At 65.9% G+C, this 24394-nt stretch carries 21 protein-coding genes and 1 tRNA gene; 13 read left to right on the top strand and 9 right to left on the bottom strand.

Annotated elements, in window-relative coordinates; all coding sequences use genetic code 11:
• The first annotated feature begins 4 nt into the window (after positions 1 to 4).
• The 3 genes from serS (at position 5) to shkS (ending at position 2999) form a co-directional block, all read left to right on the top strand.
• A complete protein-coding gene (gene serS, locus AX767_RS04655; RefSeq protein WP_068629054.1) occupies positions 5 to 1336 on the top strand; it encodes a serine--tRNA ligase in 1332 nt (443 codons plus the stop codon).
• A gap of 46 nt (positions 1337 to 1382) precedes the next feature.
• A tRNA-Ser gene (locus AX767_RS04650) sits at positions 1383 to 1470 on the top strand.
• Between the two features lie 92 nt (positions 1471 to 1562).
• Complete coding sequence (gene shkS, locus AX767_RS04645) at positions 1563 to 2999, top strand: surface-behavior sensor histidine kinase ShkS (RefSeq protein WP_237288552.1); 1437 nt, start codon at positions 1563 to 1565, stop codon at positions 2997 to 2999.
• A 20-nt stretch (positions 3000 to 3019) separates the two neighbouring features.
• Here the strand turns inward: shkS and AX767_RS04640 are convergent, their stop codons facing one another.
• The 7 genes from AX767_RS04640 to AX767_RS04610 form a co-directional block, all read right to left on the bottom strand.
• Positions 3020 to 3622: a response regulator transcription factor gene (locus AX767_RS04640; RefSeq protein WP_068629052.1), complete on the bottom strand. Its 603-nt coding sequence runs from the start codon at positions 3620 to 3622 to the stop codon at positions 3020 to 3022.
• Positions 3623 to 3692: 70 nt separating this feature from the next.
• Positions 3693 to 5021: a tryptophan--tRNA ligase gene (locus AX767_RS04635; RefSeq protein ID WP_068629050.1), complete on the bottom strand. Its 1329-nt coding sequence runs from the start codon at positions 5019 to 5021 to the stop codon at positions 3693 to 3695.
• A 9-nt stretch (positions 5022 to 5030) separates the two neighbouring features.
• Positions 5031 to 5702, bottom strand: coding sequence for a site-2 protease family protein (locus AX767_RS04630; protein WP_068629049.1), 672 nt, complete (start codon positions 5700 to 5702; stop codon positions 5031 to 5033).
• A gap of 51 nt (positions 5703 to 5753) precedes the next feature.
• The gene (locus tag AX767_RS04625; RefSeq protein WP_068629047.1) at positions 5754 to 6389 is read right to left on the bottom strand and encodes an L-threonylcarbamoyladenylate synthase; all 636 of its coding nucleotides are present in this window, start codon (positions 6387 to 6389) and stop codon (positions 5754 to 5756) included.
• A 13-nt stretch (positions 6390 to 6402) separates the two neighbouring features.
• A complete protein-coding gene (locus AX767_RS04620; protein ID WP_237288551.1) occupies positions 6403 to 7332 on the bottom strand; it encodes a DMT family transporter in 930 nt (309 codons plus the stop codon).
• On the bottom strand, positions 7329 to 8183 hold the full coding sequence (locus tag AX767_RS04615) for a 3',5'-nucleoside bisphosphate phosphatase (protein WP_068629042.1): 855 nt from the start codon (positions 8181 to 8183) through the stop codon (positions 7329 to 7331). The genes AX767_RS04620 and AX767_RS04615 overlap by 4 nt, the downstream gene beginning before the upstream one ends.
• A 100-nt stretch (positions 8184 to 8283) precedes the next feature.
• Complete coding sequence (locus AX767_RS04610; RefSeq protein WP_168164802.1) at positions 8284 to 9396, bottom strand: transporter; 1113 nt, start codon at positions 9394 to 9396, stop codon at positions 8284 to 8286.
• Between the two features lie 8 nt (positions 9397 to 9404).
• On the opposite strand from AX767_RS04610, the gene ppk2 reads away from it, so the two are divergent.
• Positions 9405 to 10343 (top strand): polyphosphate kinase 2, encoded by a 939-nt coding sequence (ppk2, locus tag AX767_RS04605; protein WP_068629041.1) that lies wholly within the window; start codon positions 9405 to 9407, stop codon positions 10341 to 10343.
• Positions 10344 to 10382: 39 nt separating this feature from the next.
• Positions 10383 to 11447 carry an extracellular catalytic domain type 1 short-chain-length polyhydroxyalkanoate depolymerase gene (locus tag AX767_RS04600; protein WP_068629039.1) on the top strand — a complete coding sequence of 355 codons (1065 nt, stop codon included), beginning with the start codon at positions 10383 to 10385 and terminating at the stop codon, positions 11445 to 11447.
• Positions 11448 to 11509: 62 nt separating this feature from the next.
• Here the strand turns inward: AX767_RS04600 and AX767_RS04595 are convergent, their stop codons facing one another.
• Complete coding sequence (locus tag AX767_RS04595; protein ID WP_068629037.1) at positions 11510 to 12364, bottom strand: endonuclease NucS domain-containing protein; 855 nt, start codon at positions 12362 to 12364, stop codon at positions 11510 to 11512.
• Positions 12365 to 12513: 149 nt separating this feature from the next.
• Here AX767_RS04595 and urtA point away from each other — a divergent pair, with 149 nt between their 5' ends.
• From urtA to urtE, 5 genes are all read left to right on the top strand, one after another.
• Positions 12514 to 13782: an urea ABC transporter substrate-binding protein gene (gene urtA / locus AX767_RS04590; RefSeq protein WP_068633346.1), complete on the top strand. Its 1269-nt coding sequence runs from the start codon at positions 12514 to 12516 to the stop codon at positions 13780 to 13782.
• Positions 13783 to 13998: 216 nt separating this feature from the next.
• Positions 13999 to 15540, top strand: coding sequence for an urea ABC transporter permease subunit UrtB (gene urtB / locus AX767_RS04585; protein WP_068633344.1), 1542 nt, complete (start codon positions 13999 to 14001; stop codon positions 15538 to 15540).
• Positions 15537 to 16748 (top strand): urea ABC transporter permease subunit UrtC, encoded by a 1212-nt coding sequence (gene urtC, locus AX767_RS04580; protein ID WP_068629035.1) that lies wholly within the window; start codon positions 15537 to 15539, stop codon positions 16746 to 16748. Before urtB ends, urtC begins: the two co-directional genes overlap by 4 nt.
• Positions 16745 to 17617: an urea ABC transporter ATP-binding protein UrtD gene (urtD, locus tag AX767_RS04575; protein ID WP_068629033.1), complete on the top strand. Its 873-nt coding sequence runs from the start codon at positions 16745 to 16747 to the stop codon at positions 17615 to 17617. The genes urtC and urtD overlap by 4 nt, the downstream gene beginning before the upstream one ends.
• A 511-nt stretch (positions 17618 to 18128) precedes the next feature.
• Complete coding sequence (urtE, locus tag AX767_RS04570; protein WP_068629031.1) at positions 18129 to 18821, top strand: urea ABC transporter ATP-binding subunit UrtE; 693 nt, start codon at positions 18129 to 18131, stop codon at positions 18819 to 18821.
• A 10-nt stretch (positions 18822 to 18831) separates the two neighbouring features.
• Here the strand turns inward: urtE and AX767_RS22110 are convergent, their stop codons facing one another.
• Positions 18832 to 21798 (bottom strand): FAD-dependent oxidoreductase, encoded by a 2967-nt coding sequence (locus AX767_RS22110; RefSeq protein WP_068629029.1) that lies wholly within the window; start codon positions 21796 to 21798, stop codon positions 18832 to 18834.
• 77 nt (positions 21799 to 21875) lie between these two features.
• Between AX767_RS22110 and AX767_RS04560 the strand changes: the two genes are divergently transcribed.
• The 3 genes from AX767_RS04560 (at position 21876) to AX767_RS04550 (ending at position 24381) form a co-directional block, all read left to right on the top strand.
• A complete protein-coding gene (locus tag AX767_RS04560) occupies positions 21876 to 22772 on the top strand; it encodes a dihydrodipicolinate synthase family protein (RefSeq protein ID WP_068629027.1) in 897 nt (298 codons plus the stop codon).
• Positions 22773 to 22837: 65 nt separating this feature from the next.
• Positions 22838 to 23668: an ABC transporter substrate-binding protein gene (locus tag AX767_RS04555; protein ID WP_068629025.1), complete on the top strand. Its 831-nt coding sequence runs from the start codon at positions 22838 to 22840 to the stop codon at positions 23666 to 23668.
• Positions 23665 to 24381 (top strand): amino acid ABC transporter permease, encoded by a 717-nt coding sequence (locus AX767_RS04550; RefSeq protein WP_068629023.1) that lies wholly within the window; start codon positions 23665 to 23667, stop codon positions 24379 to 24381. Before AX767_RS04555 ends, AX767_RS04550 begins: the two co-directional genes overlap by 4 nt.
• Positions 24382 to 24394 lie beyond the last annotated feature (13 nt).

Raw genomic sequence — 24394 nt, 5'->3', positions numbered from 1 at the left:
GCTGATGCTCGATATCACCCTGTTACGCAAGGACCTGGCTTCGGCCGTGGCGCGTCTTGAAACACGCAAGAAAAACCAGACTTTCCTCGATGTGGAGGTCTTCAGCGCGCTCGAGGCGGAGCGCAAGACCTTGCAGACCCGCACCGAAGAATTGCAGGCGCGTCGCAACGCACTCAACAAGCAGATCGGCCCACTGAAGGCCAAAGGTGAATCCGCCGAGGCACTCATGACGGAGGTCAACGCGCTCAAGGCCGAGCAGGAAACGTCGGCCAAACGGCTGGAAGCCATCCAGCCCGAACTGCACGCGATGTTGCTCGCGGTGCCCAACCTCCCGCATGCCAGCGTGCCGGTCGGCGAAGACGAGCACGCGAACGTCGAAGTGCGCCGTTGGGCACCGGTCGGTGGCGCCGGTGCTGCTGCCACGCCGCTGGGCTTCGCGCCGAAAGACCATGTCGATCTCGGCGCGCCGCTCGGGCTCGATTTCGAGATGGGCGTCAAGCTGTCGGGCTCGCGCTTCAGCGTGATGAAGGGCCCGATCGCACGCCTGCATCGCGCGCTCGCGCAGTTCATGGTCGATCTGCAGACCGAGCAGCACGGCTACACCGAGTGCTACGTCCCCTACATCGTCAACGCGGCCTCGCTCAGCGGCACCGGCCAGTTGCCCAAGTTCGAGGGCGACCTGTTCGCCGCGAAGAAGGGCGGCCAGGACGGCGAGCCCGCACCCGATCATTCGGCGCTGTACCTCATCCCGACCAGTGAAGTGCCGCTCACGAACTTCGTGCGCGACGAGGTCGTGCCGGAAGCGGCCTTGCCGATCAAGCTCACCGCGCACACGCCATGCTTTCGCTCGGAGGCGGGCAGCGCCGGTCGCGACACGCGCGGCATGATTCGCCAGCATCAGTTCGACAAGGTCGAGATGGTGCAGATCACGCATCCTGACAAAAGCTATGACGCGCTCGAAGCCATGACGGGCCACGCCGAGGCCGTGTTGCAGGCGCTGGAGTTGCCGTATCGCGTGGTGCTGCTGTGCACCGGCGACATGGGTTTCGGTTCGACGAAAACCTACGACCTCGAGGTGTGGCTGCCGGCGCAGGACACCTACCGCGAGATCAGCTCCGTCTCGAATTGCGAAGCGTTCCAGGCACGTCGGCTGCAGGCGCGCTTCAAGAATGCACAAGGCAAGAACGAACTGGTGCACACGCTCAACGGATCGGGACTGGCCGTCGGCCGGGCGCTGGTCGCGGTGCTCGAAAATCACCAGAACGAAGACGGATCGGTCCGCGTGCCCGCCGCGCTTCGGCGCTACCTGGGCGGCATGGAAGTGCTGAAGGCGTGAAAAAACGCGTCCAGCCTCTGCTAGAATCTGAGGCTCGACAGCGACCGGAGAGGTGGCAGAGTGGTCGAATGTACCTGACTCGAAATCAGGCGTACGGTAACGTACCGAGGGTTCGAATCCCTCCCTCTCCTCCAGTGACGTTTTTCAGCGCGGCCTCGTGCCGCCTCCAGGGGCCCCTTTCGAGGGGCTTTTTTGTTGGCCTGTTCAGTGGGGTCCGATCAGTGCAATGAAGGGCAACTCTTCCTTCGCCGGCCTGGGCAACTCGTCCTTTGCCAGCCTGACGCCCGCCCCGGCTTCGGCCGACGAGGCCGAGCCGTGGGTTCGCGGCGAGCTCATCCGAAGTTTGATGCGCGCCTCGCGCGGCTCGCACCTGCTGGCCGCCGCGCTCATGCCGGCGATGGTGGGGCTGAGCTGGGGACACGTCCCGCTCTGGCAACTGATGGTGTGGCTGAGCGTCGGAATTTCCGCCACGGGCTGCCGCATCTGGGGCGAACGGCTCTACGCCCGCCGTTATGCCGACCGCGATTCGGAAGGCCAGCAACGCTTCGTCCAGAAATATTCCTACCTCTGGAGCGCCAGTGCCTTCGCATGGGGGATTTCGATCCTGATCTTTTTCGAGCGCGCGCCGCTCATCAACCAGTTCATGAGCTGGCTGATCGTGGCCGGCGTCGCGACGTTTCCGCTGAACGGACTGGCACTGCACCCGCCGTTGCTCAAGCGCTACGTCAACACGCTGTTCATCGCGATGCTTTCGTCGGTGCTGTTTCGCCTCACCGAGTTGGGCTTTTCCGAGTCGCACTTCAACGTCGGCTTCCTGTTGCTGCCGATGCTCCATTGGTGGCTTCTGCTGCGGGCCGGCCGGCGCATCCACGAGACGGCGCGCAACAGTTTCGAGCTGCTGTTCCATAACCACATCCTGATCGCGTCGCTCACGCAACAGCGCCAGGCGGCGGTGTCGGCGGTGGCCATGAAGAACCGCTTCCTGGCGAGCGCCGCGCACGACATGCGGCAACCGGTGCTCGCGCTGTCGCTCTACGCCGACTGGCTGCGCAACGAGCCGGAACTGGTCCAGGAAATCGCACCCAAGATCGTGCGAGCCACGCACGCCGTCAACGCGTTGTTCGACTCGCTGTTCGACCTCGCGCGCATCGATTCGGGACAGGTGCGCCTGCACATCGAACGGGTCGATGTGGGCCAGCTGCTGCACGACCTCGAGCTGCAATATCGGCCGGTCGCAGAAGCCAAGGGCCTCAAATTCAGCGTGCACCTCACGCGCGGAACCGTGCTGACCGACCCGATCCGGGTGCGTCGCATGATCGGCAACCTGCTCGCCAACGCCATCAAGTACACCACCGAAGGCGGCGTGCTGTTGGCCTCACGTCAAACGAAGGACGGCTTGCGTGTCGAGGTGTGGGACACGGGCATCGGCATCGCGCGGGAGCATTTGCGCGATGTGTTCCTCGAGTTCTACAAGGTGGCCGACCATGCGGGCACGTCGGATGGCTTCGGTCTCGGCCTGGCCATCGTGGCGCGGTTGTCGCATGCGCTTGGACATCCCGTGAGCGTCCGGTCGCGGCTGGGCAAGGGGAGCGTCTTCCGGGTGTTGCTGCACGATGCCGACGAATCCCAGGCGCAGGCACGCGTGAGTTCTGCCGTCGGCTGACAGCGCCCGGGGCGCCGGACTCAGCTGTTGGTCGAGAGCAGTCCGTTGGTGCGCGCGTAGTGCAACGCCTGGGTGCGGCTCTTGACGGCGAGGCGTCGGAACAGGCGCCACAGATGCACCTTGACCGTGTGCTCGCTGATCTCCAGCTCGGTCGCGATGTCGCGATTGCTCATGCCCTTGTCCAGCATGGCGATGAGCTGGGTCTGGCGCTTCGACAGCTTGCTGTTGCTGGCCAGGGCGGGCTCTTCGACGTCCGAATCGGCCATGAGCAAGCCGCGCAATGCGGCCGTCAGCTCAGCCGAGCTGGCCGATTTCTCAATGTAGGTGTCGGCACCTGCCTCGATGCACGCCTCTTCCATGTCGCTGGCGGGCGAGGCGGAATACACCGCGATGGGCACGGCCGGGTAGGCCTGTTTCACCGCCATGACGCCGGAACAGCCGGTGGTGTCCGGCAATTTCAGGTCCAGGCAGAAAAGGTCGGGTGCCCCATGCTGCTTCACTGCGCCGGCCAGCTTGTCGAGCCTTTCGAGCTCCACGATGTTTTCGGCGGGCCGAAGGCGTCGCAGCACCATCACGATGGCGTCGCGCATCAGGGGGTGGTCGTCGATTACGTAAATGCTCATGTCTTGCTTTAATGTTGCGCCGTAGTGCTTTTTACAGAGATTGCCGCTGTTTTGCTGGCAAATCTGTCTTTTACCTACCAGTGTCTGACTCGGCAAAGGTGCCAAGGGCTTCGGTCAGGGCGTCGAGCGCCACATTGTCGACCGGTTCGAGCTGATGCGCGAGTGCCGCCAGGGCCTCGCCCTGTTGCTGCTGGAGCGCCGCGATGGCGCGTCCCGCATCTTGCGGTGACTGGAAACCGCGACTCTGCAGCAGCGTCGCGTTGCCCCCGTCGAGCAGCTTGAAATAGAAGAGACCGTCGCGTTCGCGGTATTGCTTGAAGCTGGGCTTGGCGGATTTCACGGCTTTTCGACCGGCTGCCGCCTTGTGGCTGCCGAGGTCGGCGAGGCTGCGCAGGCCCACCGCCTGGCGCAGCGTCGCCATGAACGGACGCGAGGTCGCACGCGCCTTCTCGGCGCCGGCCAGCAGGATGCGTTCGATCTGCGCAGGGTCGTTGACGAGTGCTTCGTAGCGCTCGCGCAAAGGGCCGATCTCGCGGTCGATGCGTTCGAACACGCGTTGCTTGGCATCGCCCCAGCCGATCCCTTCGGCAAACGCCTGGCGCAGGTCCGCGGTCTCGTCGATATCGGCGAAGGCCTGGAAGATCTGGAACAGCGCGGAGCCCTCGGTGTTCTTGGGTTCGCCGGGGGCGCGCGAGTCGGTCAGGATGCCCCCAATCAGCTTTTGCAACTGCGCGCGTGGCGAGAAGAGCGGGATCGTGTTGTCGTAGCTCTTGCTCATCTTGCGGCCATCCAGGCCGGGCAGGGTTGCCACCGCGTCGTCGATGTCGGCTTCAGGCAGGAGGAAGTGATCGCCGTAGAGGTGGTTGAAGCGCTGCGCCATGTCGCGCGCCATCTCGATGTGCTGGATCTGGTCGCGCCCGACCGGCACCTTGTGGGCGTTGAACAGCAGGATGTCCGCACCCATCAGCACCGGATACATGAAAAGGCCGGCCGTCACATCGGCGTCGGGCTCTTCGTTCTTCGCGAGATTCTTGTCGAGCTGAGCCTTGTACGCATGGGCGCGGTTCAGGACGCCCTTGCCGGTCACGCAGGTCAGGAACCAGGTGAGCTCGGCGATCTCCGGGATGTCCGACTGCCGGTAGAAAGTGACGCGCTCCGGATCAAGGCCGCAGGCCAGCCAGCTCGCCGCGATCTCGAGCGTCGAGCGCTGGATCCGCGCCGGGTCGTCGATCTTGATCAGCGCGTGGTAATCGGCCAGGAAATAGAAGCTCTGCACCTCCGCGCGCTGGCTGGCACGCACCGAAGGTCGCACCGAACCGACGTAGTTGCCGAGGTGGGGCGTGCCGGAGGTCGTGATGCCGGTGAGGAAGCGCGTTGGCGCAGGCGAGGTGGAAGCCATGTCGGGGTCTCAGCGCAAGAGCGCCAGAAGGGGGGTGATCAGCAGGTTGATGCCCTGGTAGCCGAGCGCCATCAGCGGGCTCAGCCAATACTTGCTGACGATGCCCGCCAGCACGAGGGCCATGACGATGAAGAAGCCATAAGGCTCGATGCGCGCCAGGAAGGATTGCGCCGCGCCACGCGGCAGCAGGCCGGCGAGCACGCGCCCGCCGTCGAGCGGCGGCAGCGGGAACAGGTTGAAGGCCCACATGACGAGGTTCACCAGCACGCCACCTTGCGCCATCTTCAGGAAGAAGGTTTCGGTGACGTTGCCCGCCACCAGTGCGACGAACAGCAGCGCCCACAGGATGGCCTGGATGAAGTTCGAGGCCGGGCCCGCGAGCGCGACCCAGATCATGTCGCGCTTCGGATTGCGAAGCTGATTGAAGTTGACCGGCACCGGCTTGGCATAGCCGAACAGGAAGGCGCCCGAGGTGGCGAAGTACAGCATCAAAGGCATCAGGATCGTGCCGACCGGATCGATGTGCTTGATGGGGTTGAGCGTCACGCGGCCGAGCGTGTAGGCGGTGTTGTCGCCGAAGTGCCGCGCCACGTAGCCGTGGGCTGCTTCGTGCACGGTGATCGCGAAGACCACGGGCAGTGCGTAAATCAGGACGGTTTGAATCAGGTTGGAGAAATCCACTGGCTGGATTGTCTCAGACGGGCTGCCACTTCCGTGAGGAATACCAATGGCTTAAAGCCCCAGCAAGGCGAGTCCGCCGCGGCCCTGGCGCACCACCACCGGGTCGTCGCCTGCACCCATTGGCGTGAGGTCGACCACCGTCGTCGGCTCCGACGGACAGGCGCCCGCATCGATCACGGCGCCGATGAGCTTCTCGAAGCGTTCGCGAATTTCTTGCGCGTCGTTCATCGGCTCGGTTTCGCCGGGCGGGATCAACGTCGTCGCGAGCAGCGGTTCGCCGTGCAGCATCAGCAGTTCGTTGAGCACCTTGTGATCGGGCACGCGCAGGCCGATGGTCTTGCGCTGCGGATGGCTCACGCGGCGCGGCACCTCCTTCGTGGCCTCGAGCAGGAAGGTGTAAGGCCCCGGCGTCGCGGTCTTCAGCAAGCGGTACTGCTTGTTGTCGACGCGCGCGTAGTTCGCGAGCTCGCTCAGGTCGCGGCACAGCAGCGTGAGGTGGTGCTTGTCGTCGACCTGGCGGATGCGGCGCAACTGGTCGACTGCATCCTTGTCGTCGAGATGGCAAGCCAACGCGTAGCTGGAATCGGTCGGAACCGCGACGATCTGGCCGCGGCCGAGCAGTGCAACAGCCTGCTTGAGCAGGCGCTGCTGCGGGTTCTCGGGATGAACTTCGAAATACTGGGCCATAGGGTGTCTCCAATCAGGATTCTGCGGGTTCGATCGGCAAGCGGCGCTCGCGCACCGTGAGCCAGGCACCGGCCGCGCCGCACACCGCGATCAGCCCCATGCCGACCAGCGACACCGTGTCGGGCACATGCGAGAACATGAGCCAGCCGCCGAGCATCGCGAAGGCAATCTGCGCGTAGAGGAAGGGCGTGAGCGTGGAAGCGGGCGCGCGCTGGTACGCCAGGATCAGCATGAAATGGCCGACCGTGCCCATCGCGCCCATCAGGCACAGCAAGGCCCACGAATGCCACGACGGCAGCGTGGTCCACACGAAAGGCAGTGCACATGCCGCGAGCAGTGCGCCGACCCAGCCCGTGTAGAAATGCATCGTCAGCGGGTTCTCGGTTTGCGCCAGCTTGCTCGTGAGCACCTGGAACCACGCGTTGGTCATCACCAAGCCGATCGGCAGCAGGATCGCCCAGCTGAAGGCGCTGCCGCCCGGCCGCAGGATGACCAGCGTGCCGACGAAGCCGCCCGCCACCAGCGACCAGCGCAAGGCCGACACACGCTCCTTGAGCACCGTGGCCGCGAACAGCGTGATCACCAGGGGCGCAATCAGCACGACCGCGGTGAATTCGGCGAGCGGCATGTAGCGCAGGCTGAAGAACGCGAAAAGACTCGTCGTCAGCAGCAGGGCGCCGCGCAGCGCATGGAACTTCGGGTGCGCGGTGCGCAGGATCGACAGCCCCCGCGTTGGCAACAGCACCGCCGTGGTCGCGACCGCCTGGAACGCGTAGCGGAACCACACGCCCATAACGATGGGCACGGTGCTGACCGAAATCTTGGTGGCCGTGTCGAGCGTCGCGAAGCACGCGACGGCAAGGAGCACGAGGCCGATGCCGGCCAGGATGCGCTCGGACTCGAGGTCGCGTGCCCCGCGCGGCGGCGCCTGGACCTCGCTCACTGGATGCGGTGTTCGAGCAGTTCCCAGACCGGGGTGAGCTTGCCGGGCAGCAAGGGCAGCTTGCCGAGGTCCATGTGGCTCTCGTCGGGGCTGTGGAAGTCGCTGCCGCGCGACCCGGCAAAGCCGAACTCGATCGCCTTGTCCGCGTACTCGACATATTCGGCGGGCGTGTGGCTGCCGGTGACCACTTCGATCGCCCGGCCGCCGTGCGCCTGGAATTCAAGGAAGAGCGCGTACTCCTCGTTCGCGGTGAACTTGTAGCGGCCGGGATGCGCGATCACCGCGATGCCTTTGGCTTCGGTGATCCACTGGACCGCACTCTTGAGCGAGGCCCAGCGGTGCGGCACGTAACCCGGCTTGCCTTCGGTGAGGTACTTGCGAAACACCTCGTAGGTGTCCTTGCACACGCCGCTCTCCACCAGAAAGCGTGCGAAGTGCGTGCGCGAAATCAGTTCGGGATTACCGACAAACTTGAGTGCGCCTTCGTATGCGCCCGTGATGCCGACCTTCGCCAGACCTTCGGCCATTTCCTGCGCACGCTTGCCGCGGCCGCCACGCGTGTCGTAGAGGCCTTGCGTCATGGCGGCGTCGTCGGGATCGAAGCCGAGGCCGACGATGTGCACGGTTTCGTTCGCGAAGGTCACCGAGATTTCGGTGCCGGTGAGGTAGCGCATGCCGTTCTCGCGGGCTGCGGCGGCGGCGCGGTGCTGGCCGCCGACCTCGTCGTGATCGGTGAGCGCCCAGAGCTCGACGCCGTTGCCGGCAGCCCGCGCGGCGAGCGCTTCGGGCGTCAGGGTGCCGTCGGAAACCACGGAATGGCAGTGCAGGTCGGCGTTGAGATAGGTGGTCACGCCGCCATTCTATTTCGGATCGAATCCGCTTGCAGGGCGCGTGGATGCTGCGCGAGACGCTATTGATTCGATAGCAAAGAAGCGACGCCGGCCGGCCGCTTCAGCGCTTCTTGCGAAATGCAACCCACGCGGCCACGCCGGTGAACGTCGCGATGATCGCGACCACGATCCAGAAGCCGTGCTTGTGCTCCGCGAGCGGAATGCCACCGACGTTCATGCCGAACAGGCCGGCCAGGATGTTGATCGGCAAGGCCAGCACCGTCACCACCGTCAGCACGAACAGGCTGCGGTTGTTGTCTTCGTTGACGTTGGCGGCGACCTCTTCCTGCAGCAGCTTGATGCGCTCCTGCAGCGACTGCATGTCGCGCAGCACCACGGAGAACTCCTCGCTCGCGCTGCGCAGCGCCAGCGCGTCGTGCTCGGCCATCCACGCCGGCGGGCTTTGCAGCAGGCGAAAAAGGGCGGCAGGCTCTGGCGCGAGCAGGCGCTGCAAGCGAACCAGCAGCCGCCGCAGTGCGCCGAGCCGCGCGCGTTTGTGGTCGAGCCGGCCGGCCAGCAGTTCGTCCTCGATGCCGTCGATGCGCGCGGTGGCGTCGCGCACAATCGCCACCAGCACATCGGCCTGCGTGCGCAGCAGATGCTCCAGCAGTTCAGTGCTCGAACGCGGCGCATCGCCTGCGCGCACAGCGGTGCGCAGCGCATCGACCGAGCGCAGCGGCTTGGTGCGCGCCGTCACCACGAGGCGCGGGCCCACGTTGATCCACAGCGTGGAGATGTCTGACGGCTCGAAGCGGAACTCGAAATGCAGGTCGTTGATCACCGCGACCAGCGCATCGTCGGCACGCTCGATGCGCGTGGAATGCAGCTCGTCGCGCAGCACTTCGTAGAACGTGTCGGACAGCGCGGCATGGCGCAGCAGCCAGCGCTCGGCCTGCGTGTGGCTCAGGTTGAAGTGCAGCCACAGATAGGCGCCGCCGCCGGCCGGTGCCGCCGGGGTATCGGCCAGCCATGCCGCCGCCGCGGCAGAATCGACCGCGCACACGGGCGCCGGCGCCGTGGCGTCGAAAAGGTAGCCGCAGATGAGGCCGGCTTCGTCGCCACCGTAGGCGCCGGCAAGGAGTTCGGGTGCAAGAGGCAAGCCAGCGATGCTGCCGCGCGCACATGACAACGGCGTGACGGCCGTCACACAGCGGTCATGCAGCGGCGGCAGCATCCCGCCTCATGACGACCACGACCACGACCACGACCACTACGCTTCCCGGCCAGGACGACCTGATGCAACGCATTGCCCGCGACCTGATGGACAGCTACGACGAAGAGATCGAGCTGGAGATCGAGGACCGCATCATCGACGGCGAAGCCGGCGCTTCGCCCGTCGTCGGCGACAAGGCGGCGCGCCAGGCGTACTTCACCGAACTCTTCCGGCTGCAGGGCGAACTCGTCAAATTGCAGGACTGGGTGCAACACAGCAAGCAGAAGGTCGTCATTCTTTTCGAGGGGCGCGACGCGGCCGGCAAGGGCGGCGTCATCAAGCGCATCACGCAGCGCCTGAACCCGCGCGTGGCCCGGGTGGCCGCACTGCCGGCGCCCAATGACCGCGAACGCACGCAGTGGTATTTCCAGCGCTACATCTCGCACCTGCCGGCGGCCGGCGAGATGGTGCTGTTCGATCGCAGTTGGTACAACCGTGCCGGCGTCGAACGCGTCATGGGTTTTTGCACGGATGAGGAATACGACGAGTTCTTCCGCACGGTGCCGGAATTCGAAAAGATGCTGGTGCGCTCGGGCATCAAGCTCATCAAATACTGGTTCTCTATCACCGACGACGAGCAGCACATGCGCTTTCTCGGTCGCATCCACGATCCGCTCAAGCAGTGGAAGCTGAGTCCGATGGACCTGGAGAGCCGCCGCCGTTGGGAGGAGTACACCAAGGCGAAAGAGATCATGCTCGACCGCACCCACATCGCGGAGGCGCCGTGGTGGGTGGTGCAGGCGGACGACAAGAAGAAGGCGCGCCTGAACTGCATCGCGCACCTGCTTGACCAACTGCCGTACCACGAGGTGCCGCATGCACCCATCGCCTTGCCGGCACGCGAGCGGCACGCGGACTACTTGCGCCGGCCGGTGCCGGACACGATGGTGGTGCCCGAGCGCTATTGAGTTTTTTGCAGGTCCGTGGCTTCGGGTTCACACTGCACCATGGCCCGCCGCACCTCCACCTCTGCGCTCACACGCGCTTACCAGCGTGGCCTGAAGGCGCTGACCAAGGCGACGCTTACGACCACGAAGCGCATCACGGGCCAGGTCACCCGGCAGGTCACACGCGCCGCCGCCGAGCAACGCAAGCCGCCGCCGGGCGCGGGCGAGTGGATCGGCGGCATCGCGATCGGTCCCGGCGGCGCGCGCGGTTATCACCTCTACCGGCCACCGGGGCTGGTGCTGGCCGCCGGCGAAAAGCTGCCACTGTTGCTGATGCTGCACGGCTGCGGACAGACGGGTCGCGACTTCGCCGCCAGCACGCGCATGAACCGCATTGCCGCGCGCGAACGGTTCATGGTGCTCTACCCGGAGCAGGACCGCCTGCACCATCCGCAAGGTTGCTGGAACTGGTACGAGACGCGCTCCGGCAAGGCCGACCGCGAAGCCGCCACGTTGATGGCGGCGCTTGATCAGGTCATCGCGCTTTATCCGGTCGACCGCGCGCGCGTGGCCGTCGCCGGCCTCTCGGCCGGTGCCGGCATGGCGGCGCTGCTCGCCACCCGCTATGCGAACCGCTTCGCCGCCGTGGCCATGCATTCCGGCGTGGCACCCGGCGCTGCGCAGTCGACCGCGAGTGCGCTCGGGGCGATGGCCGGCCGGCGCGCGCCGGCGATGCCGACGACCGCGGTCGGCAAGGCGATCGGGGCCGCCGCGCTCGGCACCGTGCTGCCACCGTTGCTGGTGCTGCACGGCGATGCCGACACCGTGGTGGCGTCGAGCAATGCGGCGAGCGCCGCAGCGGTGTGGGCCGCCGCCACGGGAGCGCGTGCCGGCACCGAGCGCGTGGTGCAGCGCGGCCAGCGGCACCCGATGCGCGTGACCGATTTCAAGCGCGCCGGGCGCGTGCACGTCACGCTGGGGCAGATCGGTGGGCTCGGGCATGCTTGGAGCGGTGGCGCGGCGCGTTTCGCCTACACCGACGCCGCCGGGCCGGACGCGTCGAAGCTGGTGTGGGCCTTCGTCGCAAGGGCATTCAAGCTGGATGATGCGGCGCAGCGGAACTGACATGGGTTCACATCAACGCAGCCCTTGGCGAACCGCCTGGAGCCTGCAGGCAGTCGAAATTTTCAAGTTCCTGTGTTGGTGTCCGGCGCGAGTTGCCTCGATAGGCGGAGCGCAACCTTGAGGTCATATTCCATGAGAAAGATCCCTGTTGTCACGGACGCCGCATAGCGCAGCTTGTCCGAAATTTCGGCTGCGATGACCACACCATACACAGACTGATTGCCGGCTAGCTTGTGCTTTATCCATCCCATATAGCGAAGCGTCTGGCCTAGCGCTGCATCGGGACCGCGGCCGAGTTTGAGTTCGATCACGTACCAAGCGTCGTCGTGGCCTCGCGCCAAGATGTCGATGATCCCGACATCTGTGCGGTATTCGACGCCAGGCACCCCCGCGCCATCGGTGTACAGCGACAGGTGAGACGGCAGCCCGGCAATGCTCGCCAGATTCTGTGCAAGGTAGTCGCGAAGGTGCGCTTCGAGCGCAAAGCGGCCGCCACCCTCGCCGCTTGCTTCTGCGCTTGGTGTACCCGCAACCTCGCCCGATGGATCTGCGGCTGAAGTGACAGGCATGTCGGTTGCCTGTCGCACGCTGCGATTACCGTTCGCGTCTTGCGCCACTTCCCAAACACCATGGACCAGTGGGTCGTAGAACTCATAACTGCCGTCGCCACGACGAAATAATTTGTCGTAGCGATTGCCGGCGTCGGTTCGTCTGGCTTGCTTGCCACTGGCGTGGTGGATACGCGAATGTGCATTGACGGTCAACAGCGTCGCGTCGGGGCCGACATTGCTGATCTTTCGATCTGGAAAGTGCTCGCGGAAGTACGCCTCCAATTCGCATTGTGATGCACGCCCGCCCAACGCTTGCATAGCCTGGAGCACAAGTTGCCAGTTGGGTAGCGAAAGATCTTGGGTCATTTCGGATTTGGATTGGTGACGTCGGCGGCATCGTAGTGCCCCGTACGCCACCCGGCGTATTTGTCTGGCCGCGCGTCGTCCGCACACTCCGTCCATCGTCAGAAAAAGCGCTGACGACGGATTTCAACTACCACCGGAGAAGGATGCACATGCAACGTCGTTTCACACTCAAGGCGCTTACCGCCAGCGTCGCGCTTGCCGCCCTCGGCACCGCGCCCGCATTCGCTGCCGACACCATCAAGGTCGGCGTGCTGCACTCGCTCTCGGGCACCATGGCGATCTCGGAAACCGTGTTGAAAGACACCGTGCTGATGGCCATCGAGGACATCAACAAAAAGGGTGGCGTGATGGGCAAGCAGCTCGAGCCCGTGATCGTCGACCCGGCCTCCAACTGGCCGCTGTTCGCTGAAAAGACCAAGCAGCTGCTGGGCCAGGACAAGGTCTCGGTGATCTTCGGCTGCTGGACCTCGGTGTCGCGCAAGTCGGTGCTGCCGGTGGTCGAGGAAATGAACGGCCTGCTCTTCTACCCCGTGCAGTACGAAGGTGAAGAGCTGTCGAAGAACGTGTTCTACACGGGCGCAGCACCCAACCAGCAAGCCATTCCGGCGGTCGACTACCTGATGAGCAAGGAAGGCGGCGGCGCCAAGCGCTGGGTGCTGCTGGGCACCGACTACGTGTACCCGCGCACCACCAACAAGATCCTGCGCGCCTACCTCAAGAGCAAGGGCGTGGCCGACAAGGACATCGACGAGAAGTACACGCCCTTCGGCCACAGCGACTACCAGACCATCGTCGCCGACGTCAAGAAGTTCTCGGCCGGCGGCAAGACCGCCGTGGTGTCGACCATCAACGGCGACTCCAACGTGCCCTTCTACAAGGAACTGGGCAACGCGGGCCTGAAGGCGAAGGACGTGCCGGTCGTCGCCTTCTCGGTGGGCGAGGAAGAACTGCGCGGCGTGGACACCAAGCCGCTGGTGGGTCACCTGGCCGCATGGAACTACTTCATGTCGATCAAGAACCCGACCAACACCGCCTTCATCAAGCAGTGGAGCGATTACGCCAAGGCCAAGAAGATCCCGGGCCACATGGACAAGCCGCTGACCAACGACCCGATGGAAGCCACCTGGATCGGCATCCACATGTGGAAGCAGGCCGTCGAGAAGGCCAAGTCGACCGACACCGACAAGGTGATCGCCGCCATGGCCGGCCAGACCTTCAACGCACCGTCGGGCATCGTCTCGAAGATGGACGAGAAGAACCACCACCTGCACAAGAGCGTGTTCATCGGCGAGATCAAGGCCGACGGCCAGTTCAACGTGGTCTGGAAGACGCCGGGTCCGGTCAAGGCCAAGCCGTGGAGCCCGTACATCGAAGGCAACGACAAGAAGCCCGACCAGCCCGCCGGCAAGTCGATGTAACTTGGCTCGCCCCCAGGATGCGGCGCACTGCGTGTCGCCTTCTCCCACCCCCTACCGGGGGCAACACCAGCGGCCGGGCAAAGCCCGTTCCGCGGTGTTCAGCGATTTCTCAGGCCCGATCCTTGCTGGTCTCGATCGGGCCTTTCTTTTGCCGAGGATGATGTGAACAAGCACCTGCGCCGAACTTTCCATGCTGCGTTCGCCGCACTCTGTCTGATGGGGGCGTCGGCCCATGCACTGACGGCCGACGAAGCCCGGTCCATCGCCGCCGGCGACACCGAAGCGCGTGTCGCTGCACTGAACAAGGCGGTGCTCACCGCCGACGACAAGACCTCCGCGTTCATCCAGGCGATGTCCGACGACGCGGTCAAGGTCGCCGAAGACAAGGTCTTCGTGATGAAAGACGACAAGGGTTTCGACCCCGTCACCGGCGCCGAGCTGAAGGTGCCCGACACGGCCGAAGACGTGGTCAACAACAACCTCATGCGCGGCGCGCTCGATGCCGCGCAATCCGTGCTCAAGCTCACGAGCAGCAAGGACGAAGCGGTGCGCCTCGAAGCCGCCAACGCGCTCTTGAAGAACCCCGACGAGTCCCGCATCCCGCTGATCGAAAAAGCACTTGCTGCCGAGACCAGCGCCGGCATCAAGGTCCGGCTCGAACTCGTGCGTGCTGCGTCGTTGCTCAATAGCGGCGACTCCGCCAAACGCATCGCCGCGGCGAAGGCACTGGGCGAAAACAAGAGCCCCGACACCAAGCTGCTCCTGAACGAGCGCCTCACTGAAGAAACCGATGCGTCCGTCAAGACGGCGCTGGTCGCCGCGATCGCCAGCATCGACGGCGCGCTGGTGTGGGGCGACCGCATCAACGCGATCTTCAGCGGCATCAGCCTCGGTTCGGTGCTGCTGCTCGCCGCGCTCGGCCTGGCGATCACCTACGGCCTCATGGGCGTGATCAACATGGCGCACGGCGAGCTCATGATGATCGGCGCCTACGCCACCTACATGATGCAGGGGCTGTTCCAGCGCTACCTGCCCGAGTCGTGGTTCGGCGGCTACCTGATCGCTGCGATTCCGGTGTCGTTCCTCGCGTCAGCGCTGGTCGGCGCGATCCTCGAACGCGGCGTGATCCGCTTTCTCTACGGCCGGCCGCTCGAAACGCTGCTCGCCACCTGGGGCATCAGCCTGATGCTGCAACAACTGGTGCGCTCGCTGTTCGGTGCGCAGAACGTCGGCGTCGAAAACCCGGCCTGGATGAGCGGCGGTTTCACGATGCTCGGCAACGTCGCGCTGCCCTGGAACCGCATCGCCATCATCGTGTTCGCGGTGCTCGTGCTGCTGGCAATGGGCTGGCTGATCGGTCGCACGCGCCTTGGCCTCTTCGTGCGCGGTGTCACGCAGAACCGCCCGATCGCCTCGTGCATGGGCGTGAACACCGCGCGCATCGACACCTACGCCTTCGCGCTCGGTTCGGGCATTGCCGGCCTCGCGGGTTGCGCGCTGAGCCAGATCGGCAACGTCGGGCCCGACCTCGGCCAGAGCTACATCGTCGACTCGTTCATGGTGGTGGTGATGGGCGGCGTCGGCCAGCTCGCCGGCACGGTGTACGCGGCGCTCGGCCTCGGCATCCTGAACAAATTCATCGAAGGATGGGCCGGCGCCGTGCTCGCGAAGATCGCGGTGCTGGTGCTCCTCATCGTCTTCATCCAGAAGCGGCCGCAAGGCATCTTCGCCATCAAGGGCCGGAGTGCAGAAGCATGAGCAAAGTCGTACTTCCAACAAAGGGACCGCTGCTGAGCGGCAAGGGCTGGACCGTTTTCTTCGTCGCGCTGATCGTGGTGTGCGGGCTCGCGCCGGTGCTCAACATCGCGGTGCCGGCGGGCAGCCCGCTGCACATGAGCGACTACGCGGTGGCGCTGGTCGGCAAGATCATGTGCTACGCGATCTGCGCGCTGGCGATGGACCTCATCTGGGGCTACACCGGCATCCTGTCGCTCGGGCACGGACTCTTCTTCGCGCTGGGCGGCTACATGATGGGCATGTACCTCATGCGCCAGATCGGCCGCGACGGCAACTACAAGAGCGACCTGCCAGACTTCATGGTGTTCCTCGACTGGAAGACGCTGCCCTGGCACTGGACCTTCAGCGACAGCTTCATCGCGACGCTGGCGCTCATCGTCGCGGTGCCGGGCCTGATCGCTTTCGTGTTCGGCTATTTCGCCTTCCGATCGCGCATCAAGGGCGTGTATTTTTCCATCATCACGCAGGCCATGACCTTTGCGGCGCTGCTTCTGTTCTTCCGCAACGAGACGGGCTTCGGCGGCAACAACGGCTTCACCGACTTCAAGCGCATCCTGGGCATCCCGATCGCCACGCAAGAGATGCGCATGACGATCTTCGCGATGACGGGCGTCACGCTGCTGCTCTTCTTCCTGTTCGCCAAATGGCTCATCGGCAGCAAGTTCGGCCGCGTGCTGCAGGCCATCCGCGATGCCGAAACCCGCGTGATGTTCTCGGGCTACAACCCACTGCCGTACAAGCTCACGATCTGGGTCATCTCGGCCGTGATGTGCGGCGTGGCGGGCGCGCTGTACGTGCCGCAGGTCGGCATCATCAACCCCGGCGAAATGAGCACGGCCAACTCGATCGAGATCGCGATCTGGGCGGCGGTCGGTGGCCGCGCGACGTTGATCGGGCCGATCATCGGCGCCTTCATCGTGAACGGCGCGAAGAGCTGGCTCACGGTGGCGTACCCGGAATACTGGCTGTACTTTCTCGGCGCGATCTTCATCGCCGTCACGCTGTTCCTGCCGGACGGCATCGTCGGCCTGGTCAGGAAACTGCTGAAGCGCGATGGCGCGCCGACCGAAGGCCGCCTCGAGGCGCAACGCTCGCTGGCCGCGTCGGAAGGTGTGGAGCCCGCTGCACTGCCGCCCCTGGGCGCTGAAACCGGAGGCGCCCGCGCATGACACCCGATCTGATGGAAGAGGGCGCGCACCGCGCCGCCAAGCTGCATGGCATCGAGCCGGGCATGACCGAGTCCGGCGGCCGCGAGGCCGGCTACGGCCGCGTCGGCACGCCGGGCGAAGTGGACGTGACGCACGGCCGCATCCTGTACCTGGAAGACGTGAGCGTGAGCTTCGACGGCTTCAAGGCGATCAACAAGCTGAGCCTGGACATCGCGCCCGGCGAGCTGCGCTGCATCATCGGCCCGAACGGTGCCGGCAAGACGACGATGATGGACATCATCACCGGCAAGACGCGGCCCGATTCGGGCACCGTTTTCTTCGGCAGCACCATCGACTTGCTGCGCCACAAGGAAGCCGACATCGCGCAGCTGGGCATCGGCCGCAAGTTCCAGAAACCGACGGTGTTCGAACACCTCACCGTGTTCGAGAACCTCGAGCTCGCGCTGAAGACGAACAAGGGCGTGAAGCACTCGATGTTCTTCAAGCTCGACTCGGCACAGAGCGATCGCCTCGCCGAAATCCTCGAGACGATCCACCTGTCCGACAGCGTGAGCCGCATGGCCGGCAACCTGAGCCACGGCCAGAAGCAGTGGCTGGAGATCGGCATGTTGCTGATGCAGGACCCGAAGCTGCTGCTGCTCGACGAGCCCGTCGCCGGCATGACCGACGAGGAAACCGCGCGCACCGCCGAGCTGTTCCTCACGCTCAAGGGCAAGCATTCGCTGATGGTGGTCGAGCACGACATGAGCTTTATCCGCACCATCTCCGAGATCGTCACGGTGCTGTGCGACGGCTCGGTGCTGGCGCAGGGCACGCTCGATGAAGTGCAGGCGGATGAGCGGGTCATCGAGGTTTATCTTGGGCGCTGAGTCTCACTCGTTTGGGGTGGCGTCGGCGGGTGGCAAGCCTGCGGGCGGCTGGCGCCTGCGGTCCTTCGGACTTCGCTGCTGCTCCTCGCGAAAGACGGGGTCCGCGCAAACTCGCTGCGCTCAAACACGCGCGGCCCTGATCCGCCTTTCGCTGCGGTGCTCGCCGCAGGCTGACGCTCGCCCGCAGGCTTGCCACCCGCCGACGCTGGACGCGAACGTTGGGCATTCGGCCCTCACCCCGGCCCTCTCCCACGGGGAGAGGGAGAAGGAACACCCCCGAGCCCGGCATGCGGTGCGGGCTGGGCGGTTCCCCTGTGCGCGGCTGAGGAACGCAGTGCAGGGCGGATCAGGGCTGCAGCTGTTTGAGCGAAGCGAGTTCTGCAGACCCCGCCCGGAGCGAGTACCGCAAGGAAGCCCGAAGGGCCCGCGCAGTGGGGTCGCACAGACTGCACCGCATGCCGGGCGGCCCGTCGAGAGCCAACGTAACCAGAGCTGACCAGAGGCCACAAAAATGCTCACAGTCAAAAACATCCATCAGTACTACGGCGGCTCCCACATCCTGCGCGACGTCAGCTTCACCGCCACGCTGGGCAAAGTCACCGTGCTGCTGGGCCGCAACGGCGTGGGCAAAACCACGTTGCTCAAGAGTCTGATGGGCCTCGTGCCGATCAAGAGCGGCAGCATCGAGTTCGACGGCAAGGCCATCCACAAGCAGACGCCCTACGAACGCGCCCGCGCCGGCATGGGCTTCGTGCCGCAGGGCCGCGAGATCTTCGCGCGGCTCACGGTCGAGGAAAACCTGCGCATGGGCTTGGCCTACAAGAGCGGCAGCACGCCGATTCCGGCCGAGTTGTTCGAGCTGTTCCCGATCCTGAAGCAGTTCATGAATCGCCGCGGCGGCGACCTGTCGGGCGGGCAGCAGCAGCAGCTCGCCATCGCGCGGGCGCTGGCGCCGGGCCCCAAACTGCTCATCCTCGACGAGCCGACCGAAGGCATCCAGCCGTCGATCATCAAGGACATCGGCCGCGTCATCCGCATGCTGGCCGACCGCGGCGACATGGCGATCGTGCTGTGCGAGCAGTACTACGACTTCGCGCAGGAACTGGCCGACGACTACCTCGTGATGGAGCGCGGCGAAGTCATCGCGCGCGGACTCGGCAAGGACATGGAAGCCAACGGCGTGCGTCAGCTCGTCGCGATCTGACGACGCGCCACTACATGAAGCGGTCGATGCGGAACGGCGTGATGTCCACGTCGGTGCGGCCACGCACGAGAAGGTCGGTCACCAGCTTTGCGGCGATCGGCGCCAGCGTGTAGCCGTTCGACGTCACGGCGTTGAAGAATCCCGGCACGCCGGGCACGTCGCCGAGGATCGGCGCGCCGTCGATGTTCACGTTCATGCCGGCCCAGCAGCGCACCATGTGCAGTCCGCTCACCGCCGGCAGCGTGCGGCGCGCCACCCAGAGGCTGCCCTCGATGCTGGCGCGCTCGACGCGGTTCAGGCGCATGCCTTCGTGAAACGCCGCGGTCCAGCCGCCGCCGATGATGAGACCGCCGGTCGCGGCCTGCTTCAGGCTCAGGTGCCGGTCGGCATGCGCGATCAGGTGATCGACCAGCGGCGGTGCGGGTTCGGTCACGATCATCTGCAGCGGCGCGCCCTTGACCGGGATGCGCACGCCGAGCATGTCGCCCACGGTGCTCGACCAGGCGCCGCTCGCGTTGACGATGCGGCCGGCGCGGATCACGCCGCGCGAGGTGTGCACGAGAAAGCCCGCGCCGTCGCCGGGCAGCCGTTCGATGGCGCTCACGTTGCAGCCGCGCAGGAAGCGGGCGCCTTGTTGCGTCGCGCGTGCCGCCACGGCGTAGGTGGCGCGCAGCGGGTTGATCTTGCCTTCCATCGGGCACAGCTCGGCGCCGAGCAGGTCGGGAGACAGGGCAGGGGAGAGGCGGCGCAGCTCGGCGCCGTCGATCACCTGTGCATCGACGCCGTGGCGGCGTTCCAGTGCGGCCTTGGCTTCGATGAAACGCATGCCCGCTTCGCTGTCGGCCACCATCAGGCCGCCAGTGATCTTGATCTCCATGTCTTCGCCGCACGCGGCTTCGAGTTCCTGCCAGAGCCGCACCGACATCGGGCCGAGCGGCAGCGTGGCGGCTGCCGGGCCACCGCCGGCCTCCGCCTTGGCACCGAAGTCGAAGGACAGCAGCTGCACGTGCAGGCTGCCCGCATTGGCGCCCGAGGCCTGCAGGTTGAGGTCGTCGCGGTCGACCACCATCACGTCCTGGCCGGCCAGCGAGAGGTAGTAGGCCAGGCACGCACCGAGCACGCCGGCGCCGATCACCAGCACGTCGGCCTGCATCGGCGGCAGCGTGTCGTGCGCGACCGGTCGCGCCAGGTTGGGCGTGATGGCGGGCTTGTGACCGCCCCATTCGGGTTTCTCGAAACCGAGGGCGCCGGCCGGCACTGGCTTGGCCGGCAGGCGCGGCGCGAAGTACTGCTCGGGTTCGGCCGCGCGGCCCGTCGTTTCCTTGACCAGACGCGCCGCCGTGTTGGCGCAGTAGCGGCCCTGGCAGCGGCCCATGCCGAGCCGCGTGTTGCGCTTGAGCGCGGCGAGCGTGTCGCGGCCGGCGCGGATCTGCGCGCGCACCGAGCCGAAGGTGATTTCTTCGCAGCGGCACAGCACCGTGTCGTCGCTTACCGAGGCCAGCGACACGGGCGGCGCGGCGTAGAGCGACCACAGTGCCTGCTGGAATTGCAATGCGCGTTCGAGTTGTCGCTGCGTGTCTTCCGGAACCTGGGGTGACAGCCCGAGTCGGCGTGCCGCCGCAGCACCGGCGAGCGCGCCGCGCGCGAGCGCCACGCGGGAGCCGCCCAGGTCGGCGCCGTCGCCCACCACGAACACGCCCGGCACGCTGGTCGCGCCGTCTTCGGCGGTGACGGTCGCCAGGTAGCCGAGGTGCCGATCGACCAGGCGGTGTTCGCAACCCAGCATGCGCGCCAGTTCGGTGGAGGGCACGAAGCCGTAGCCGAGGCACAGCGTGTCGGCGTCGAAAAACACCGCGCCGTCGGGGCCTGACGCGGCGATGCGTCGAACGCGCGGGGCGCCTTGATCGCCTTCCGCGGCGGTGACCGTGTGCTGCCACAGCACCGGCACCTGGTGGCGGCGCAGTTGGCGCAGGTAGCGCGCGCCTTGCCAGAGCAGATCGGGCGCTGTGCGGGCTGCGCGCCACAGCGACCGGGCCTGCGCCAGCGACGGCTTGGCCGCGGACTCGAGCACGGCCACCACCGTCGCGCCACCGGCCAGCAGTTCGGCGGCCAGCTGCAGGTTCAACGGGCCGTTGCCCGCGATCAGCACGCGCTGCCCCGGCGCGACGCGGTAGGCGCGCGCCAGCGTCTGCGCCGCGCCGGTGGTCATCACGCCGGGCAAGGTCCAGCCCGGGAAAGGGGCGGGGCGTTCGTAGGCACCGGGCGCGATCACCAATTGCTTGCAGGTGACCACGGTCGAGCGCCCATCGATGAGCGCGCCGACCTCGGTGGCCGAGAAAGCGGCCCACACCTGCGCGCCCTGATGCACCTCGACGCCGGCCGCCTGCACGGCGTGCGTCAAGGCCAGGCCGTCGGCGAACTGGCGATCCGGGGCGGACACGGCCGCGTGCGACGGCGCCAGCGGCTTGTAGAACTGGCCGCCGCTCTGGGGCCGCTCGTCGAGCAGCAGCACGCTGGCGCCGGCCTTGCGTGCGGCCAGCGCGGCACGCAGACCGGCCGGTCCGCCGCCGATCACGAGCACGTCGGTGCTGAGCTGTACAGGCTCGGCGCCGGGTTCGGGTGCCAGCGGCTGCAAGGGGTCGTCCGGTGTGCCGGCTGGCATCGCGGAGCGCACCTGCTGGCCGTCGGCTGCCTTGGTCAGGCAGGCGCGCTGGCTGGCCTGGCCATCGACTGTCACGAGGCAATCGAAGCAGGCGCCCATGCCGCAATAGAGACCGCGCGGCTGGCCGCTGCGCGTCTGGCGCAGCGCGGCGATGCCCGCGGCGGACAACGCCGCGGCGATCGTTTCGCCTTCGAGGCCGTCCACTGGCTGGCCGTCGTACCAGAAGCGGATCGGCTGGCCGGCGGATTGGATGGCGGGGTGCGAGAGGCGGTTTGCTCGCGAGGCGAGGTCGACAGGAAAAAGGCGATCGGTCACAGTTGACTTTGTATTCGGTATACGTATACTAATCGTATACCGAATACTTTGCACCGTTTTTCAGCCCAAGGACCGACATGACCGCGTTTCGAGGCACCTATACGGTGCTCATCACCCCCTTCACCGCCGATGGCAAATCGGTGGATGTGCCGGCCCTGAAGAAGCTCGTGAACTGGCAGATCGAAGAGGGGATTCACGGGCTGATCCCGCTCGGCAGCACGGGTGAATTCCTGTCCATGACGCCCGATGAGCGGCAGCTCGTCATCGAGACCTGCATCGACACTGCAGCAAAACGCGTGCCCGTGCTGATCGGCACCGGCGCCGAATGGACCGACGAGTGCGTCCGCCTCAGCCGCGAGGCCGAAACGATGGGCGCCGATGGCGTGATGATCATTCCGCCGTTCTACAGCTCGCCGACCGACGACGAGCTCTTCACGCACTACAAGAAGGTGGGCGAGTCGATCGGCATTCCGATCATGGTCTACAACAATCCGGCCACGGCCAACGTCGACCTGAAGCCCGAACTGGTGGCGCGCCTCTCGCGCATCGACAACTGCCGCTACATCAAGGAATCGACGCTGGAGGTCACGCGGGTGCGCGACATCATCGAGCTGTGCGGCGACCGCATGACGGTGTTCGCCGGCATCCTGGGCTACGAGTCGTTCTGGCTCGGTGCCCAGGGGTGGGTGGCCGTGTGCTCCAACCTGATTCCGAGGAAGTCGGCGCAACTCTTCGAACTGGTCGCCGACAAGCAAGACATGCCGGCCGCGCTCGCGCTCTACAAGGAGATCCTGGAGATCGTGCGCTGGGTCGGCGGTCATCGCTACGTCGCTGCCTCGAAGGACGGCCTCGGGATGATGGGCCTGCCCGTGGGCCAGCCGCGCGCGCCGCGCCTGCCGTTGCCCGAAGCCGATGCACGCGACCTGCGCGTCGCACTCGACAAGCTCGGCCTGCTCGATTCGATCCCGGTCTGAACGCCACCCGTTTTCTTCCTTTCTCTTCCTCGTTTCGTCCATTCACCTTCTCGAAGGATTGCCCCGTGAAATTGCTTCCCGCCATTGCTTCCGTCGCCGCGCTCTTCGTTTTCTGCACCGCCGGCGCGCACGCCCAGGCCTGCAAGTCGCCGGTGCCCGATTCGGCGCTGGTCAAGAAAGGCACGCTCACCATGTCGGTCAACCCGACGTTGCCGCCGATGCAGTTCGTGGATTCGACCGGCACGCTCAAGGGCATGCGCGTCGAGCTGGGCGAGATGATCGCCAAGCGCCTGTGCCTCACGCCCGAGTACGTGCGCATCGAGTTCTCCGCCATGATCCCGGGCCTGCAGGCGGGCCGCTGGGACGTCATCAACACCGGCATCTTCTATACCGAAGAGCGCGCCAAGCTCATGCAGATGCTGCAGTACGAAGACCAGGCCATCAGCATCAGCACCGCCAAGGGCAACCCGCTCAAGATCGCCAAGCCCGAAGACCTGTCGGGCAAGACGATCGGCGTGGAAATCGGCGGCTTCGAGGAGCGCAAGACGCGCGAGCTCGACAAGCAGCTCACCGACAAGGGCATGAAGGGCATGAACATCCGCACCTTCGAGAACTTCGCGATGTCGTTCCAGTCGCTGCGCGCGGGCCAGGTCGAGGTCGCGCTGTCGATCGACTCCACCGCCGCCGAATACCAGAAGCGCGGCGACTTCGAGCGCGTGCTGAACGGCCTGTTCCCGACGCCGGTCGCCTTCGCTGCCAAGAACAAGGACCTGGCCGCCGCCATGGCCAAGGCGCTCAATGACATGAAGGCCGACGGCAGCTTCCAGAAGTTGTTCGACCAGTACGGCGTGAAGCCGATCGACGGCGCGGTCACGGTCAAGGGGCCAGCGGCTTGAGCGGGGCGGGCTTTCTCGAATACCTGTTCAACCCGTACATCCTGGGCGGCGCGCTCACCACGCTGTGGCTGACGCTGGCGGCCATCGCGGGCGGGTTGGTGGTGGGGTGCGCACTGGCGTTTGCGCGGCTGTCGCCCCTGCGCTGGCTGTCGGGCCCGGCGCACCTCTACATCTGGGTGTTCCGCGGCACGCCGCTGCTGGTGCAGCTCATCATCATCTACACCGGGTTGCCGCAGCTGGGCATCAAGTTGTCGGTGATCGAATCGGCGTTGCTCGGGCTCATCCTCAACGAAGCGGCCTACCTCGCCGAGATCGTGCGCGGCGGCATCCAGTCGATCTCGGTCGGGCAGACCAACGCGGCGCGCGCGATGGGCTTCACCGCCCCGCAGGCGATGCGCTATGTCGTCATGCCGCAGGTGATGCGGATGATCGTCCCGACGCTCGGCAACAGCGTCAACGGGCTGCTCAAGACCACCTCGGTGACCTCCGTGATCTCGATGGAAGAACTGCTGCGGCGCACGCAGGTGCTGATCCAGGAAAAGTTCATGGTGCTCGAGCTCTTTCTCGTGGCCGCCCTCTACTACCTGCTGATGACCACGGCGTGGGACTTCATCCAGCGGCGCATCGAACGCCACTACGCCCGTGCCTACAGCCCCGGTGGCAGCGGCAAGACGACGGCGCCGCCACCTGACATCGCGCTCGAGCAGCGCTAGCCAACTCTTCCCG

The organism is Variovorax sp. PAMC 28711, assembly GCF_001577265.1.
Lineage (GTDB): Bacteria > Pseudomonadota > Gammaproteobacteria > Burkholderiales > Burkholderiaceae_C > Variovorax.
This window is presented reverse-complemented; position numbering and strand designations above follow the sequence as displayed.